This window comes from Micromonospora chalcea, assembly GCF_002926165.1.
GTDB classification, from domain to species: domain Bacteria; phylum Actinomycetota; class Actinomycetes; order Mycobacteriales; family Micromonosporaceae; genus Micromonospora; species Micromonospora chalcea.
Window position 1 is genome coordinate 1 of record NZ_MAGP01000150.1, and the last position, 16,772, is coordinate 16,772.

Below are 16,772 nucleotides of genomic sequence, written 5' to 3' on the forward strand. Positions count from 1 at the left end.
CGCCACGACCGGAAACGGGCGGTTGCGTCGGGTCGGTGCGGCCGTCCGGCACCGGCCCGGCCGGTTGGGGACGGCCGGGGGGCGGGGCGGCGGGAGACGACGGACCGGGCCGGGCGGACGACGGAGGCGCCGCCGGGCCGGGCCGACCGGAGACGGGTGGCTGCGGACCCGGGTGACCGGCCAGGGGCGGCTGCGGGCCCGGGTGACCGGACGCGGGCGGCTGCGGACCCGGCCGGCCGGGTGGTTGCGGGCCCGGCGCCGGTGGCCGCGGAGCGGACCGGGCGGGCATCCCCGGCCCGGCGGCCGGCGGAGGCATGCCGGGCCCGGCGGCCGGGCCCGGTGCTGCTCCCGGCCGGCCCGGCGCGGGCGCGGAGGAATCCCCCTCCGGTCCGAGTTCGCCGCCCTGCTGCTTGGCCGTACGCAGATCGTCGATCCAGCCGAGTTCCTCGCCGACGACGGTCGGGTCGAGCTCGGGCTCGGCCCGGCCGCGTCCCCACCGGCGGCCCTTGGCCCGCGGATCGCGCCGCTCGTCGGGGCCGTCCGCCGGCCGCTCCGGACCACGCGCCATCACTACTGACCCCCCTCGGCGGCGTCGCTGCCGCCCTCACTCGCCCCGCTGGCCTGCTCGCCGCCACCCACCCGGGCCCCGTTCACGGCGGCCGGGGCGCCGGCCTCCGCCCGGGTCGCCGGTGCCGGCAGCCCACGGACGATCCGGCGCAGCAGCGGCAGCCGGGTGGCCACCGCCCGCTCCGCGCCGTGCCCACTGGGCTGGTAGTAGTCGGTCCCGACGAGGTCGTCCGGAGCGTACTGCTGGGTGACCACCCCCCGGTGGTCGTCGTGCGGGTAGCGGTAGCCGGCCCCGTGCCCGAGTCCGCGCGCGCCGGAGTAGTGGGCGTCGCGCAGCCCGCGCGGCACCGGGCCGCCACGACCGGCGCGTACGTCGGCGACAGCGGCGCCGATCGCGGCGGTGGCCGAGTTCGACTTCGGCGCGGTGGCCAGGTGGATGACCGCCTGGGCCAGGTTGAGCTGCGCCTCCGGCAGGCCCACGTACTCGACCGCGTGGGCGGCCGCCGTGGCGACCGTCAGCGCGGTGGGATCGGCCATTCCGACGTCCTCGCTGGCGAAGATCACCAGCCGGCGGGCGATGAACCGGGCGTCCTCGCCGGCCACCAGCATCCGGGCCAGCCAGTGCAGCGCCGCGTCCACGTCGGAGCCGCGCATGCTCTTGATGAACGCGCTGGTCACGTCGTAGTGCGCGTCGCCGTCGCGGTCGTAGCGAACCGCCGCCACGTCGACCGCCTGCTCCGCCACGGCCAGGTCGATCCGGCCGGCGCCGAGCGCGGTCGCGGTGGCCGCCGCCGCCTCCAGCGCGGTGAGCGCCTTGCGCACGTCGCCCCCGGCGAGCCGGACCAGGTGGTCCTCCGCCTCCTCGGCCAGCACCAGCGCGCCGCCGAGGCCGCGCTCGTCGGCGACCGCGCGGCGCAGCAGCCCGCGTACGTCGTCGTCGTCGAGGGCCTGGAGGGTGAGCAGCACGCACCGCGACAACAAGGGCGAGATGACCGAGAAGTACGGGTTCTCCGTGGTCGCCGCCAGCAGCGTGACAGTACGGTCCTCGACGGCGGCGAGAAGCGAGTCCTGCTGGGTCTTGCTGAACCGGTGCACCTCGTCGATGAACAGCACCGTCGGCGGGCCGCCGGAACGGCGCTGCCGCCGCGCGGTCTCGATCACCGCGCGGACGTCCTTCACACCTGCGGTCAGCGCGGACATCGCCACGAACCGCCGGTCGGTGGCCCGGGCCACGAGATGCGCGATCGTGGTCTTGCCGCTGCCCGGCGGCCCCCAGAGGATGACCGACATCGGCGCCGCGCCCTCGACCAGCTGACGCAGCGGCGCGCCCGGTGCGAGCAGGTGCTCCTGCCCGACCAGCTCGTCGATGCCGGCCGGCCGCATCCGCACCGGCAGGGGCGAGTCCGCCCGGGCGTCGGTGAAGCCGTCGGCGCCGCCCGCGCCCGCGGGTGCTCCGGCGGGCTCGCCGAGGGTGAAGAGGGCGTCCGATTCCATCACGAGAACAGTACCGGGCCGGGCCGACGGCGCCGGAATCGCGCCGCCGACCCGACCCGGGTGGTCGTTTCCGGTCAGCCGCGACCCGGCCGCCGGCCCCGGTACCAGCGGCCGCCACCGCCGCCGCGCGGGCCGGAGCCGACGCCGGCCAGGTAGAGCGAGAGCAGCAGGAAGCCGATGAGCATGAGCGTCGAGGTGCTGAACAGATCGGGCGCGCCGAGGTCGGTGTTCATGAAGTCGAGCAGCAGCGCGAAACCGAACACGATGGCCGCGAGAATGGCGAGCATGTCGTTCCTCCGGTGGGGGTTCCCAGCAGGTCGGCGACGGATGTACCCAATCGGTCTGTTCGTCAATCTCCACCCTGGAACAGGAGCTGGGCGGCCTCCGATACGGGCCGCGGGTGCTCGTAGGCTGGCGCAATGATCACTGTCGACGAGGCGCTGACCGGGCGCGAGGCGCTGCTCGCCGCGGCCGGCGACCACCCGTACGCCCGGCACGCGCTGCGGCACGACCAGGCCTTACGCGGATGGCGGCACGGCGGCGCGGTCGGGTGGCTGCTCCCGCCGGGCGAGTGGTCGGCCGGCGGGGCGGTCGGCGCCCCCGGCCCGGCGCTCGACGTCTTCGCCGCCCACCGGGTGGACGGGACGCTGCGAGCCGGTCAGTCGATCAACCTGCCCCACGCCGACCCGGACGAGGTGGCCGCGCGGCTGCCGGTGGCCCGGCTGATCGACTGGGACTTCCTCTGGACCACCGCGCCGCCGCCGCACCAGCCGGAGCAGGAGCGGGTGGAGCGGCTCACCGCTGCCGACCACCCCGCCCTGACCGCGCTGATCGAGGAGGCGTTCCCGAGCACCACCTCCCGGCCGGGCGAGCCGGGCATCGTCGACTGGTACGGGATCCGCGACGGGGACCGCCTGCTCGCCTGCGGCGCGGATCGCAGCCGCGCCGACATCGGCTTCCTGGCCGGGTTGACCGTCGCACCCGGGCTTCGCGGCCGGGGGCTGGGCGCGGCGCTGACCGCCGGCATGACGGGCGAGCTGTTCGCCCGGTACGACACGGTGGCGCTGGGCGTCTACCCGGACAACCTGGGCGCGATCCGGCTCTACCGGCGGCTCGGCTTCACCGCCACCGAACGCCGCACCTCGATCAAGCTGGCCTGACGCTGCCGGCACCCGGCCAGGGCTGCGATCGGAAGCGGGCGCGTCGAACCGGTGAGTGGAACGTCATGGGTGTCAAACGGGAGCCGAGACACCCATGACGTTCCATCCGCGGGGCGGTGACCCGCACGGCGATACCGGGAACGTTGCTGCCGACAACGCCGGCACCACTCGGCCGCCGCCGGGCGACGCCCGCCGTCGGGACGCCGGGACGCCGGGACGGCCCAACCACTGCCGGACGACGCCCGCAGGGCTCAGTCGCGGCCGGGTGACGCCGGCACGACCACCGGCCCGGGCCCGCCAGTGACGGCAGCCGCGTCCGCGCCGACGGCGGCGCCACGGTCCGCCGCGTCGAGGGGCGGCTCGGACGCCAGGCCGGCGTGGCCGGGGCCGCCGCCCGTCACCTCCGGCGTCACATCGACCGCCGAGGGGGTACGGCGGGCGGCGCGCCAGGCCGGCAGGTAGAGCGGCGCGGCCACGGCGAGCACCACCCCGCCGACGATCATGGCGGTGCTGACGCTCGTGGCGTCGGCCAGCGCGGTGAGCGTGACCGCGCCGAGAGCGCCGGCCGGCTGGCCGGCCATCGAGTTGAGCGACAGCACGCTGGTGCGGTACGGCCCGTCGACCTGCCGGTGCAGCAGTCCCATGTGCAGCGGGTTCGACGCGCCGTGCACGGTGTAGCAGGCCAGGTACGCGATGAGGATGCCGACCGGCCCGGCCAGCAGGCCCATGCCGACCACTGTGACGCCCTGGAGGATCCGCATCAGCGCGGCGGCCGGGGCGGCGCCGAGGCGGCGCAGCAGGAACGGGGTGAGCGCGGCGCCGGCGGCGTTCGCGAGCCAGGCCGCCGTACCGGCGCAGCCGAGCAGCGCCGCGGCGCGGGCCGGGTCGTCGAGCACCTCGGCGAGGCGTACCGGCAGCAGCGACTCGAAGGTGACCATGCCGAAGCCCCAGAACAGCTCGACGGCGACCAGGGCCGCCAGCACCCGGTTTCGGCGCAGCAGCCCGACGGCCTGCCCGACCATCCGGGGCGCGTCGACCACGGAGGCGCGCAGCGCGGCCGGGCCGGACGCGGGCCGCCGCTCGGCCATCAGCGCGAGCAGCGCCACGATGGACACGGCCTGGAGCACGGCGGCGACGATCACCGGCAGCGCGAGGGCGCTGACCGGGCCGACCGGGCCGAGCGCGACGAGGCCGCCGCTGAGCAGGGCGCCGGCGCCGATGGCGACACCGATCACGGTGCCGGCCCAGCCGAGGCCGCGTTCGTACTCGGCTTTCGGGTCGGCGGCGAGCGTGGCGTCGACGTACCAGGATTCCATCGGGCCGCTGTCGAGCGCCCGGTAGACGCCCTGCAGCGCCCAGACCAGGAAGAACATCCAGAACGAGTCGGCCACCGCCATCAGCGCCAGCGAGCCGAGGCCGATGGCCCAGGCGGCGACCAGCACGGGTTTGCGGCCGAGCGCGTCGGCGAAGCCGCCGGTGGGCAGTTCCAGCGCCAGCACGACGAGGCCCTGCGCGGTGGCGACCAGGCCGATCTGGGACAGCGTGAGGCCGCGCTCCTGCATCAGCAGGACCATCACCGGCATGAGCAGGCCGCTGGGTAGCCAGCGCAGGCCGTACAGCGTGAGGTAGCGGATCCGGATCTGGCGTACGGACAGCGCGGTCACGGCTTCTCCTCGGCGGGTGGCGGGGTGGACCGGGGGAACGCCGCGTCCATCGGGAGGGCGGCGAGGTAGAGCTGGACCGTCTCGGCGTCGGGGTCGTCCGGGTCGGTCTCGTCGCGGTGCCGCTCGAAGACCGCGAAGACCTCCTCCTGGATCGCCTTGAGGCGGTCCACCGGGATGCGCATGAAGAAGTCGCCCATGCCGAACGCGTCACGCCAGGCCGGCGACCACCGGTGCCGCTGGGCGAACCAGCGTTCGGCGTGCCCGGCGAAGAAGCGGACGTAGTCCGCCTCGACCCACTCGATGGCCGCCCGCGAGTCGGGGTCGTCGTCGAAGTCGCTGGACTCCCAGCTGGTGACATCGTGCGCGGCCCGCCAGTAGCGCTGCCGGCCGGTGCCGAGGCTCGGGTCCTCGACCACGAGGCCGACCTCGGCGAGTTGGCGCAGGTGGTAACTGGTCGCGCCGCTGTTGGTGCCGAGCGCCTCGGCGAGGGCGGTGGCGGTGGACGGGCCCACCACGCGCAGCGCCCCGATCAGCCGCATGCGCAGCGGCTGGGCCAGCGCGCGGACCTGACGGTGGTCGATGCGTACGGTGCGCTTCTTCTCCTCCATGAGATGCACAATATCTGTGCACACTTTCGATGCACAAGATACTTGCAAAGAATCTGTGCAACTAGCCGTACAGCTCGGTGATCCCGCGCAGCCGGGTCCGCAGCAGGCCCGCGGCGCGGGCGGAGTCCAGCACCACCTCCCCCGGGCGGCGCAGCCCGGCGGCGGCGATCGTGGTCGTCCGCAGCCCGCCCGTATCCACCCCGTCGTGCCGGGCCACCAGCAGCCCCAGCTCGGCGCGGCTCACCGCGTCCGGCCCGGCCACGTTCAGCAGCCCGGCGTAGTCGCCCGGCACCAGCTCCAGCACCGCGGCGGCGAGGTCGGCGACGTGCACCGGGCAGCGCAGCTCGTCGGTGAACAGCGTGGCCCGCCCCGCGAGGGCCTCCCGGCAGAGCTGGATCTGCTTGCTGCCCTCCCCCACGATCAGCGAGGTACGCACCAGCGCCGCGCCCGGATCGACCGCCCGCACCGCCGTCTCCGCCGCCGCCTTCGCCGCCCCGGTCGCGTGCAGCGGCGTGGGCACGTCCTCGTCCGCGTACGGCGCAGGCCGCCCGGCGTGCAGCGCGTCGCTGGACAGGTGCACCAGCCGGGCGTCCACCTCGGCGGCGGCTACCGCGATGTGGGCCGCCCCGTCCGCCGTGACCGCCCAGTCGTCGTACCGGTAGGGGGTGGCGACGACCGCGTCGGGGCGTACCCGGGTCAGCAGCTCCCGCACGGCGGCGCGGTCGGTCACGTCGAGCCGGTGCGGCGCGACGCCGGGCACCGCGACGGCGGCGCGGTGGTACGTGCCGGCGACCCGGTGCCCGGCGGCGACCGCCTGCCGGCACACCTCGGCGCCGAGGAAGCCGCTGGCTCCCACCACGAGCAGGTTCATGTCGTCTCCCCCGAAGATCGAAAAAGGCCCGCGTCATCATGACGCGGGCCAGTTCCGGAAAGCGAGGATCAGACGGGGTCGGCCACCGGGGCGGCCGGGCCGGCGGTGCCGGCGTGCGGACCGGCCGGGGCCTTCGGCTTGGCGTCGATGCCGGCCTCGGCGCGCTGCTGCCTGGTGATCGGGGTGGGCGCGCCGGTCAGCGGGTCGAAGCCGCCGCGGGTCTTCGGGAACGCGATGACCTCGCGGATCGAGTCGGCGCCGGCCAGCAGCATGCAGACCCGGTCCCAGCCGAACGCGATGCCGCCGTGCGGCGGGGCGCCGTACTTGAACGCCTCCAGCAGGAAGCCGAACTTGTCCTGCGCCTCGTCGGCGGTGATGCCGAGCAGGTCGAACACCCGCTGCTGCACGTCGCCGCGATGGATACGGATCGAGCCGCCGCCGATCTCGTTGCCGTTGCAGACGATGTCGTACGCGTACGCCAGCGCCCGGTCCGGCGCGTCCTCGAACCGGTCCACCCACTCGGCGTTCGGCGAGGTGAACGGGTGGTGCACGGCGGTCCAGCCGCCCTCGTCGGTGCGTTCGAACATCGGCGCGTCCACGACCCAGCAGAACGCCCAGGCGCTCTCGTCGATCAGGTTCGACCGCTTGGCGATCTCGATCCGGGCCGCGCCGAGCAGCTCCTGCGCCTCGCGGGTGTTCGTGCTCGCGGCGAAGAAGATCGCGTCGCCGGGCTTCGCGCCGACCGCGTCGGCCAGGCCGGACAGGTGCGCCTCGGACAGGTTCTTCGCCACCGGGCCGCGCGGCTCGCCGGTCTCGGCGTCCAGCACCACGTACGCAAGGCCGCGCGCGCCGCGCGCCTTGGCCCAGTCCTGCCAGCCGTCCAGCTCCTTGCGGGTCTGCGCCGCGCCGCCGGGCATGACCACCGCGCCGACGTAGCCGCCCGCGTCGATCGCGCCGGCGAACACCCGGAACTCGGTGCCGCGCAGGTACTCGGTCAGCTCGGTCAGCTCCACGCCGTAGCGCAGGTCCGGCTTGTCCGAGCCGTACCGGGACATGGCGTCGTGCCAGGTGATGCGCGGGATCGGCCGGGCGATCTCGTAGCCGGCGAGGTCCTTCCACAGCGCCGAGACGATCGCCTCGCCGAGGTCGATCACGTCGTCCTCGGTGACGAACGACATCTCGATGTCGAGCTGGGTGAACTCCGGCTGCCGGTCGGCACGGAAGTCCTCGTCGCGGTAGCAGCGGGCGATCTGGTAGTACCGCTCCATGCCGCCGACCATGAGCAGCTGCTTGAACAGCTGCGGCGACTGCGGCAGCGCGTACCAGCTGCCCGGCTGCAGCCGCACCGGCACCAGGAAGTCGCGCGCGCCCTCCGGGGTGGAGCGGGTGAGCGTCGGCGTCTCGATCTCCAGGAAGTCCCGCTCGTGCAGCACACCACGGGCGATCTGGTTGGCCCGCGAGCGCAGCCGCATGGCCTTCGCCGGGCCGCCCCGGCGCAGGTCCAGGTAGCGGTACTTGAGCCGGATGTCGTCGCCGGCCTCGATCTGGTCGTCCACCGGCAGCGGCAGCGGCGCGGCCTCGGAGAGCACCTCCAGCGCGGACGCGGTCACCTCGACCTCGCCGGTGGGCAGGTCCGGGTTCTCGTTGCCCTCGGGGCGGCGGGTCACCTCGCCGGTGACCTTGACGCAGAACTCGTTGCGCAGCGCGTGCGCGTCCTCCTCGCGGAAGACCACCTGCACGACACCGGAGGCGTCGCGCAGGTCGACGAAGATGACACCGCCGTGGTCGCGCCGGCGGGCCACCCACCCGGCGAGCGTCACCGTCGAGCCGGCGTCCGCGGCGCGCAGGCTTCCGGCATTGTGGGTACGGATCACGGCTGGCGTCTCCTCAATCTGGTCCACTCACTGCTCCCCCGCATTCTGTCAGGGCGGGCGGGCCCGCTCCCGGGCACCCGTCGAGCCGGTCCGCCCCGGCGGTGGCGAAAGCGCCGTGCGGGCCGGGTCCGGCGGTCTACCGTGGCCGGGTGCGTGCCGTACCGAGCTGGGCCGTGGTCACCGCGGCCGCCGCGCCCGCGCTGCTGGTCACGGGCTGGACGGTCGCGGGCGCCCGCCAGGGGCCGGGGTACGACCCGGTGCGGGACACGATCAGCGAGCTGGCCGGCGAGGGCGCGACCGATCCGTGGCTGATGGGCGGCGCGCTGGTGCTGCTCGGCTGCTGCTACGCCGCCACCGCCGCCGCGCTGCACGCCGCCGGGCTGCCCAGCCGCTTCCTGCTCGCGGTCGGCGGGGTGGCCACCGTCGCGCTGGTCGCGTTCCCCCGCCCGCAGGTTGGTGGCTCCCCGGCGCACGGCGTGGTCGCGACGGTGGCGGTGCTCGCGTTGTCGCTGTGGCCGGCCGGGACGGCGCTGCGGCTGCCCCGCAGAGTCCCGCGCGAGGTGGCCGCCTCCCCGGCCGGCACGCCGCCGTGGGCGTTCCGCCGGCCGGTGGCGCTGGCCGTGACGGCGGCGCTGCTGGCGTTGTTCGGCTGGTCGGTGGCGGAGGTGACCGGCGGCTCCCGGACCGGGCTGGCCGAGCGGGTGGCAGCGCTCGCGGTGACGCTCTGGCCGCTGGCGGCGGTGCTGTCGGCGCGGCGGGCCCACCGGCACTGGACGGCCCGGCCGTCGGACCCGCCGCGCCCGGACGGGCCGCCGATCGGTCCGGGCCGTCTTGGAGCGGGCGCCTGAGCGGGTACGCGGAACGGGCCGCCGGGTGACCGGCGGCCCGTTCATGAGTGCGTGGATCAGAAGACGCTCACGCCGTAGACGCTGAGCGGCTCGGTGACCGGCTGGAAGTAGGTGGTACCGCCGGAGGAGCAGTTGCCGCTGCCGCCGGAGGTGAGGCCCAGGGCGGTGGTGCCGGCGAACAGCGAGCCGCCGCTGTCGCCCGGCTCGGCGCAGACGGTGGTGCGGATGAGACCGGAGACGCTGCCCTCGGCGTAGTTCACGGTCGCGTTGAGCGCGGTCACGCTGCCGCTCTTCACGCCGGTGGTGCTGCCGGAACGGCGGACGGACTGGCCGACGTAGGCGTTGCCGGCCGAGGTGATGTCCTGGGTGCTGCCGTTGTAGAGCGAGACGTTACCGGCCGCGTTGGCCGAGTTGCTGTGCCGGACGATGCCGTAGTCGTTGCCCGGGAAGCTGGTGCCGGTCCGGGTGCCGAGCACGGTGGTACGGCTGGAGTTGGAGTACCAGGTCGAGCCGATGTTGGTGCAGTGCCCGGCGGTGAGGAAGTAGTACGTCGAGCCGCTGCGCACGTTGAAGCCGAGCGAGCAGCGTCCGCCGCCGGCGTAAATGGCCTGGCCGCCGGAGATCCGGGTGCTCAGCACGCCCGCCTCGGCCTCGATGCGGATCGCGCCGTTGTGCCGGGCGGCGGCCGCCTTGACCCGCTCCAGCTTGGCGCCGGTGACGGTGCTGTCGACGGAGACGACGACCTGGTTCGTGGCCGGGTCGGTCCACCAGGCGGTGCCGGGGATCTTGGCGGAGCGCTCCAGCTCGCCGGTGGCGGCGTTCAGCTTGTCCGCGCCGCGTGCCACGATCTTCGGGATGGCGCCGGCGTCGCGCACCTGGCGAGCGGTGGCGGTGTCGGTCACCGTGACGATCATCTTGCCGCTGGCGTCGGCGTACGTGCCGGCCGCGCGGGCGCCGAGCTTCTCGACGAGGGTGGCGGCGGCGTCCGGCGAGAGGGCCGCGGGGGCGGCCTGCGCGGGGGCGCTGAGCAGCGAGGCGGTGACCAGGGTGCCGGCAACGGCGACTGCGGCGGCGCGGCGGAGCGTGGACCTCGTGGGTCGCATGTAACAACCTCCGGATGGGGGTGAACGGGCGCTGTCATGGGGGCGCGCCCGAGGACAACCCGGGCGACCTGGGGAAACCGCCCGGGTGCCCAAAGTATTCACACATTTAAGATCGTAAACAAGACATGGCTTTGCCCGGATTCGCACCAGCGCCCGATGTAACGCCCCAGCAACAACATCGACTCAAGGTGTCAGAGCCGGGTATCGACCCACGTCGACGTGCCGGGGGCAGGCGCGGCGAACGGTCAGGCGCGCGGGCGGTCAGGCGCGGCGGTGGGCGCCGGGGCCGGGACGGGGCAGCACGTCGCGCGCCTCGGTGATCTCGTGCCCCTCGGCGCAGCGCAGCTCGACCCGGACCTCGGCGCCACAGTCACGGTGCGCCACGCTCAGCGGGGAGCCCTCCGGGTCGGCCAGGTAGCGGTCGCCCCAGCCGAGCACGGCGACGAGCACCGGCCACAGGTCCAGCCCCATCTCGGTGAGCCGGTACTCGTGACGCGGCCGGCTGCCCGGCTCCCGGTACGGCTCGCGACGCAGCACCCCGCGCTTGACGAGCATGGCGAGCCGGTTGGTCAGCACCTGGCGCGGGATGCCGGTGCGCACCCGCATGTCGTCGAAGCGGCGTACGCCGTTGAAGACCTCGCGCAGCACGACCAGGGTCCACCGCTCGCCGAGGACCTCCATGGCGCGTGCGATGGTGCAGTTCTCCACCGACCAGTCCAGTGCCGCGGGTCTCATCCGACCAGGCTAGGTCTGATTGACAGACTCAGCAACGCGCTGCCAGGCTGAGTCCATGACGCAGACGCAGGAACGCTCGCGCACGTTCACCTGGTCCGACCCGGCCGCCGGGGCCGCCCACCTGGGCCGGCGCAGCGGCCTGGAACTGATGCGGGCGATGATCGCCGGCGAGCTGGCCGCCCCGCCGATCATGCACCTCGTCGACATGTCCCGAATGGAGGCCGAAGAGGGGCGCGTGGCGGTCGAGCTGCTGCCGCAGGAGTTCCACTACAACCCGCTCGGCACGGTGCACGGCGGCGTCCTCTCCACGCTGCTGGACACCGCCGCGGCCTGCGCCGTGCACACCACGCTGCCGCCCGGGGTCGGCTACACGTCGCTCGACCTCAACGTGAAGTTCCTGCGCCCGGTAACAGTCGACACCGGCACACTGCGCTGCGAGGGCACGGTGCTCCAGCGGGGCCGCCGCACCGCCCTGGCCGAGGCCCGCCTGACCGACCCCGCCGACCGCCTGGTGGCCCACGCCACCTCAACCTGCCTGATCTTCCCCCTCCCCTGACCACCGCACCCCGCGCGCGACCCCGCCGCGTCCGGCGATCTTGCGGTTGCGGCCCCCGCAGCGCCGGTTTCGCGGCATTCGCGGGGGCCGTGAGTGCAAGATCGCGCGGGAGAGAGGGGGCGGGGTCAGCGGGTTGCGGCCAGGCGGGCTGCTCGGGCTGCGCGCTTCTCCTCGAAGCGGGACGCCTGGGTCTCCAGCATGTCCAGGTGGGCGGCGATCTGGTCGCGGGCGGCCTCGCCGTCGGCGTTCAGGCCGGTCACGTCGAACAGGTTCCACTGACGCAGCACCGGCATCACCACCTCGTCACGGTGCTGGCGCAGGTCGTAGATGCCGGCCAGCGCGATCGCCACCGACTTGCGGGCGAAGCCGTCGATGCCCACGCCCGGCATCTGGAAGTTGGCCAGCACGTCGGCGACCGCCCGCATGGCCTGCGACGGCGCCAGCTCGAACGCCGCGCCGAGCAGGTTGCGGTAGAAGACCATGTGCAGGTTCTCGTCCGCCGCCACCCGGGCCAGCAGCGCCTCGCACGTCGGGTCGCCGGTGGCCCGGCCCGTGTTGCGGTGCGAGATGCGGGTCGCCAGCTCCTGGAACGACACGTACGCCAGCGAGTGCAGCATCTCCTGGTCGTGGACGTTCTGGTAGCCCGCCGACATGTGCACCATGCGGGCCCGCTCCAGCGCCACCGGGTCCACCGCCCGGGTCACCGTCAGGTAGTCGCGGATCGCCGTGCCGTGCCGCCCCTCCTCGGCGGTCCACCGGTGCACCCAGGTGCCCCACGCGCCGTCGCGCCCGAACAGGGTGGCGATCTCGTGGTGGTACGAGGGCAGGTTGTCCTCGGTGAGCAGGTTGACGATCAGCGCCGTCCGGGCCACGTCGGGCAGCGTCGAGTCCTCCGGTGACCAGGCCTCGCCGCCCAGCGGGCCGTCGAAGGTGCGGCCCTCGCTCCACGGCACGTACTCGTGCGGGAACCACTCCTTGGCCAGCGACAGGTGGCGGTCGAGGTTCTTCTCGACCACCGGCTCGAGTTCGGTGAGCAGAGCGGTCTGGCTGAGCACGGTCACGACGTTCTCCCTACGGTGGCGTAACTTACGCCACCGTAGGTCCAAACGCCTTCAGACGCCAGTGCCGGCCGGGCCGACCAGCGGCTTCAGGTCCGCCCGGGGCGGCGTCCACTCGCCCGCCGAAGCGGCCACCTGCTCACCGGAACGGATGTCCTTGACCTCGTCGCCGTCCGCGCCGGGGAACCAGACGTACGGGATGCCGCGCCGCTCGGCGTACCGGATCTGCTTGCCGAACTTAACCGCCGACGGGGACACCTCGGTCGGCACACCCCGTGAGCGCAGCGCCGCCGCGACCGCGTCACTGGCCGGCCGCTCCTCCTCGGCGGTGACCGCCACCAGCACGCAGGTCGGCACCGAACGGGACACCGACAGCGCCTCGGCGCCGAAGAGCAGGCCGAGCAGCCGGGTCACCCCGATCGAGATGCCCACCCCGGGGAACCGGACGTTGCCGGAGCTGGCCAGGTTGTCGTACCGGCCGCCGGAGCAGATCGACCCGAACCGCTCGTAGCCGATCATCTGCGTCTCGTAGACCGTACCCGTGTAGTAGTCCAGGCCCCGCGCGATGCGCAGGTCGGCCACGCAGAGGCCGGGCGCGTGCGCGGCGGCGGTCTCCACCACGGCGGCCAGCTCCGCGACGCCCTCGTCCAGCAGCGGATCGCTCACCCCGAGGCCGCGCACCGCGTCGGCGAAGGAGGCGTCCGGCGCGGAGATCTCGGCCAGCGACAGCACTGCCTTGGCCTGCGCCTCACTCGCCCCGGCGGTGCTCGCCAGCAGCTCCGTCACCCCGGCCGGGCCGATCTTGTCGAGCTTGTCGACGGCGCGCAGCGCCGCCTCCGTGTCGGTCAGCCCGATGCCCCGGTAGAAGCCCTCGCAGATCTTGCGGTTGTTGACCTGGATACGCACCGGCGGGATCGGCAGCGACCGCAGCGCGTCACCGATGACCAGCGGCATCTCCGCCTCGTAGTGCGCCGGCAGCGTGTCCCGGTCGACGATGTCGATGTCGGCCTGGAGGAACTCCCGGTAGCGGCCCTCCTGCGGGCGCTCACCCCGCCACACCTTCTGGATCTGGTAGCGGCGGAACGGGAACTGCAGCTTGCCGGCGTTCTCCAGCACGTAGCGGGCGAACGGCACGGTCAGGTCGAAGTGCAGGCCGAGCGCGTCGTCACCGGCCGGCCCGTCGGCGTCGGCCTGCAACCGGCGCAGCAGGTACACCTCCTTGGAGGTCTCCCCCTTGCGCAGGAGCTGGTCCAGCGGCTCGACCGAGCGGGTCTCCAGCGGCGCGAAGCCGTACAGCTCGAACGTGGCGCGGATCCGGTCGAGCACGAACTGCTCGATCATCCGCTGCGCCGGCGTCCACTCGGGGAAGCCGGAAATGGGCGTGGGCTTGCTCATCACGAACTCCTTGAGAACCCGCGCGGGCGCGGGTGAGGGTCTAGAGGCCTCGGGTGGGCGCGGCCGGGCGCGCGCCGCCGGTGCCCGCCACCTCGACGAGGTACGGGTTGGTCGCGCGCTCGCGGCCGATCGTGGTCGCGGGGCCGTGGCCGGGCAGGACGACTGTGTCGTCGGCCAGCGGGAGCACCTTGTCCCGCAGGCTGGACAGCATCCGGGGCATGCTGCCGCCCGGCAGGTCGGTACGGCCGATCGAGCCGGCGAACAGCACGTCACCGGAGAGGCAGATCTGCTCCGCCTCCCAGGGCGAGCCGGCGCCGGGCAACCGGAACAGCACCGACCCGCCGGTATGGCCGGGGGCGTGGTCGACGGTGATCTCCAACCCGGCCAGCGACAGCGTCACGCCGTCGGTCAGCTCGGCCACGTCGTCCGGCTCGGCGTACGGCAGCCGGCCGCCGAACAGCTGGGTCAGGTCCATCGACAGCGCCTTGCTCGGGTCGGCCAGCAGCTCCCGGTCGTCCGGGTGGACGTAGGCGGGGATGCCCCGCGCGCCGCAGACCGGGGCGACGGAGAACGTGTGGTCCAGGTGGCCGTGGGTGAGCAGCACGGCGGCCGGGTGCAGGCGATGCTCGGCGAGCACGGCGTCGAGCCGGTCGAGCACCCCGATGCCGGGGTCGACCACCACGCACTGCTCCCCCGGAGCGGTCGCCACCACGTAGCAGTTGGTGCCGAAGGCGTCCGCGGGAAAGCCGGCCACGAGCACGTCGCTCCCCTTTCCGTCCGGTCGTCGTCTGCTTGCAGCCTAGTCGTAGCGGCGAGCGAGTTCCGCCCGCCACCGGGCCCGTCCGCCCCGGCCGGGCTGAGATGACGGGACCTCGTACACGACATTCACAGTCGCTACCCGTACACTCTGGCGGGCGTGTGGCGTGGCGCACCCCGACCGGAACGGCGGCCGGCGCCCGGCGCCGGCGGCGATTCAGGCAGAGGAAGGGGAGCGCACGTGGCTTCCAGCAGGGACCGGCAGCGCAAACTGGCGCGGGCCAAGCTCGACCGGCAGCTCGCCCGGCGGGCGGCGGCCGCGAAGCGCCGCCGGCAGATCCGGGCCGGTGTGGGCGCCGCGGTGGTGCTCGTGCTGATCGTGGCCGGTTCCGCCTGGGCGCTCGGCGCGTTCGACTCGGAGCCGGAGAAGCAGGCCGCCGAGGACGTCTGCCTCTGGACCGCGCAGGACGGCGCCGTCAACACCAACCTCAAGGACGTCGGCGAGCCGCCCACCACGGGCCTGCCCACCTCGGGCACCCGGCCGATGACGATCACCACCAACCAGGGTGGCCCGATCACCGTCGAGCTGGACCAGACCGACGCGCCGTGCGGCGCGGCGAGCCTGAGCTACCTGGCCGGCCGCTCGTTCTTCGACAACACCACGTGCCACGAGATCACCGCCGAGGGCGCGCTGCGCTGCGGCGACCCGACCGGCACCGGGCTCGGCGGACCGACCTACTCGTTCTTCGACGAGAACCTGCCGGCCGCGCCGGAGCCCAGCCCGTCGGCCTCCCCGGCCCCGGGGCAGCCGGCGACGTACCCGAAGGGCACGGTCGCCATGATCGGCACCCCGCCGGGTAGCAACGGCAGCCAGTTCCTGATCTTCTTCAAGGACGCCAGCCCGGAGAAGCCGGCCTACTCCGTGGTCGGCAAGGTCACCGGCGGGCTCGACGTGGTGGAGAAGATCGGCGCCATGCCGACGGAGGACAACGGCAACGGCGCCAAGGTCAAGCCCAAGACGCAGATCCTGGTGCAGAGCGTCACCGTCGGCGAGCCGGGCGCGGCTCCGGCCGACAGTCCCGCGCCCTCGCCGAGCGCCAGCGCGGGCTGACCGACCCAGAGCCGGCGGCAGCCCGCCGGCTCACCCACACGTGACCGGCGGCGCGCGCGCCGACCCCAAACGCAGCAGGTGAGGAGTGACCGTGACGTCCACCAGAGACCGCCAGCGCGCGGCGGCGCGGGCCAAGCTCGAGCGGGAGATGGCGGAGCGGGCCGGCAAGGCCCGCAAGCGCCGGCAGACCCAGGCGATCGTCGGCGCCGCGGCCGTGCTGGTGCTCGTCGTTGCCGGCACGGTGTGGCTGGCCACCTCGCTCGGCGGCGACGACGACGAGCAGACGGGCGGCACGACCACTGCCGACGCCGTGCAGTGCGCGTACACGGAGGTGCCCAAGGAGGGCCGGCCGCCGCAGATCAAGGACGTCGGGCTGCCGCCGACCCAGCAGGCCGGCAAGGGCTCCCAGACGATGACCATCGACACCAACCTGGGCCCGATCACCGCCAAGATCGACCGTGCCGCCGTGCCCTGCACCGCGGGCAGCTTCACGCACCTCGCCAGCAAGGGCTTCTTCGACAACACCAAGTGCCATCGCCTGGTGACCGAGGGCATCAAGGTGCTCCAGTGCGGCGACCCGAGCGCCACCGGCAAGGGCTGGCGGGACACCGACGGCACCGGCGGGCCCAGCTACAACCTGGCCGAGGAGAACCTCCCCACCAACAAGCGCCCGCCGTACCCGGAGGGTGTCATCGCGATGGCCAACTCCGGGCAGCCGGGCAGCACCGGCAGCCAGTTCTTCATCGTGTACGGCGACTCGCCGCTCGACCCGAACTACACGGTGCTGGGCACCATCACCGGTGGCATGGACGTGGTGAAGCAGGTCGCCGCGGCCGGTGACGACGGCGCGTTCGCCAAGCAGGCCGGCGGTGGTCACCCGAAGAAGGAGATCACCATGACCAAGGTGACGATGAGCCCGGTCGAGGGCGGCTGACCGCACCGGTACGACGACGAAGCGCCCGCCGGCTGATC

The 16,772-nt window shown here is 73.9% G+C and carries 16 protein-coding genes and 1 pseudogene; 5 read left to right on the top strand and 12 right to left on the bottom strand.

The features are described from left to right. The 3 genes and pseudogenes from BAW75_RS32665 to BAW75_RS25665 form a co-directional block, all read right to left on the bottom strand. Positions 1-568 (bottom strand): annotated as a pseudogene (locus BAW75_RS32665) (hypothetical protein); the annotation flags it as partial. A gap of 2 nt (positions 569-570) precedes the next feature. Further along, entirely contained in the window at positions 571-2,061 is a 1,491-nt protein-coding gene (locus BAW75_RS25660; protein ID WP_104115173.1) for a replication-associated recombination protein A, read from the bottom strand. A 74-nt stretch (positions 2,062-2,135) separates the two neighbouring features. Further along, positions 2,136-2,348 carry a hypothetical protein gene (locus BAW75_RS25665; RefSeq protein WP_018785054.1) on the bottom strand — a complete coding sequence of 71 codons (213 nt, stop codon included), beginning with the start codon at positions 2,346-2,348 and terminating at the stop codon, positions 2,136-2,138. A gap of 132 nt (positions 2,349-2,480) precedes the next feature. Between BAW75_RS25665 and BAW75_RS25670 the strand changes: the two genes are divergently transcribed. After that, the gene (locus tag BAW75_RS25670; protein WP_104115174.1) at positions 2,481-3,221 is read left to right on the top strand and encodes a GNAT family N-acetyltransferase; all 741 of its coding nucleotides are present in this window, start codon (positions 2,481-2,483) and stop codon (positions 3,219-3,221) included. A gap of 251 nt (positions 3,222-3,472) precedes the next feature. On the opposite strand, the gene BAW75_RS25675 is transcribed toward BAW75_RS25670, so the two are convergent. From BAW75_RS25675 to aspS, 4 genes are all read right to left on the bottom strand, one after another. Then, entirely contained in the window at positions 3,473-4,885 is a 1,413-nt protein-coding gene (locus BAW75_RS25675) for an MFS transporter (RefSeq protein ID WP_104115175.1), read from the bottom strand. Beyond that, the gene (locus BAW75_RS25680) at positions 4,882-5,493 is read right to left on the bottom strand and encodes a winged helix-turn-helix domain-containing protein (RefSeq protein WP_104115176.1); all 612 of its coding nucleotides are present in this window, start codon (positions 5,491-5,493) and stop codon (positions 4,882-4,884) included. Before BAW75_RS25680 ends, BAW75_RS25675 begins: the two co-directional genes overlap by 4 nt. Positions 5,494-5,554: 61 nt before the next feature. Next, complete coding sequence (locus BAW75_RS25685; protein ID WP_104115177.1) at positions 5,555-6,364, bottom strand: sugar nucleotide-binding protein; 810 nt, start codon at positions 6,362-6,364, stop codon at positions 5,555-5,557. A 68-nt stretch (positions 6,365-6,432) separates the two neighbouring features. Further along, a complete protein-coding gene (gene aspS, locus BAW75_RS25690) occupies positions 6,433-8,238 on the bottom strand; it encodes an aspartate--tRNA ligase (RefSeq protein ID WP_104115178.1) in 1,806 nt (601 codons plus the stop codon). A 149-nt stretch (positions 8,239-8,387) separates the two neighbouring features. On the opposite strand from aspS, the gene BAW75_RS25695 reads away from it, so the two are divergent. Continuing rightward, positions 8,388-9,086 (top strand): DUF998 domain-containing protein, encoded by a 699-nt coding sequence (locus BAW75_RS25695; protein ID WP_233514690.1) that lies wholly within the window; start codon positions 8,388-8,390, stop codon positions 9,084-9,086. A 56-nt stretch (positions 9,087-9,142) separates the two neighbouring features. On the opposite strand, the gene BAW75_RS25700 is transcribed toward BAW75_RS25695, so the two are convergent. Both BAW75_RS25700 and BAW75_RS25705 read right to left on the bottom strand, forming a co-directional pair. Beyond that, a complete protein-coding gene (locus BAW75_RS25700; RefSeq protein ID WP_104115180.1) occupies positions 9,143-10,189 on the bottom strand; it encodes a S1 family peptidase in 1,047 nt (348 codons plus the stop codon). A 261-nt stretch (positions 10,190-10,450) separates the two neighbouring features. After that, entirely contained in the window at positions 10,451-10,924 is a 474-nt protein-coding gene (locus BAW75_RS25705; protein WP_104115181.1) for a winged helix-turn-helix transcriptional regulator, read from the bottom strand. 55 nt (positions 10,925-10,979) lie between these two features. Here BAW75_RS25705 and BAW75_RS25710 point away from each other — a divergent pair, with 55 nt between their 5' ends. Continuing rightward, entirely contained in the window at positions 10,980-11,480 is a 501-nt protein-coding gene (locus tag BAW75_RS25710) for a PaaI family thioesterase (protein ID WP_104115182.1), read from the top strand. A gap of 125 nt (positions 11,481-11,605) precedes the next feature. Here BAW75_RS25710 and BAW75_RS25715 read toward each other — a convergent pair whose 3' ends face one another. The 3 genes from BAW75_RS25715 to BAW75_RS25725 are packed head-to-tail and all read right to left on the bottom strand — an operon-like array spanning position 11,606 to position 14,693. After that, entirely contained in the window at positions 11,606-12,541 is a 936-nt protein-coding gene (locus tag BAW75_RS25715) for an acyl-ACP desaturase (protein WP_043324971.1), read from the bottom strand. 51 nt (positions 12,542-12,592) lie between these two features. Continuing rightward, positions 12,593-13,933, bottom strand: coding sequence for a histidine--tRNA ligase (hisS, locus tag BAW75_RS25720; protein WP_104115183.1), 1,341 nt, complete (start codon positions 13,931-13,933; stop codon positions 12,593-12,595). Positions 13,934-13,973: 40 nt separating this feature from the next. Continuing rightward, on the bottom strand, positions 13,974-14,693 hold the full coding sequence (locus BAW75_RS25725; RefSeq protein WP_104115184.1) for an MBL fold metallo-hydrolase: 720 nt from the start codon (positions 14,691-14,693) through the stop codon (positions 13,974-13,976). A 237-nt stretch (positions 14,694-14,930) separates the two neighbouring features. Here BAW75_RS25725 and BAW75_RS25730 point away from each other — a divergent pair, with 237 nt between their 5' ends. Together BAW75_RS25730 and BAW75_RS25735 are read left to right on the top strand one after the other, a co-directional pair. Next, positions 14,931-15,800 carry a peptidylprolyl isomerase gene (locus BAW75_RS25730; protein WP_104115185.1) on the top strand — a complete coding sequence of 290 codons (870 nt, stop codon included), beginning with the start codon at positions 14,931-14,933 and terminating at the stop codon, positions 15,798-15,800. Positions 15,801-15,891: 91 nt separating this feature from the next. Beyond that, a complete protein-coding gene (locus BAW75_RS25735) occupies positions 15,892-16,734 on the top strand; it encodes a peptidylprolyl isomerase (RefSeq protein ID WP_043330340.1) in 843 nt (280 codons plus the stop codon). The last annotated feature ends 38 nt before the right edge of the window (positions 16,735-16,772 follow it).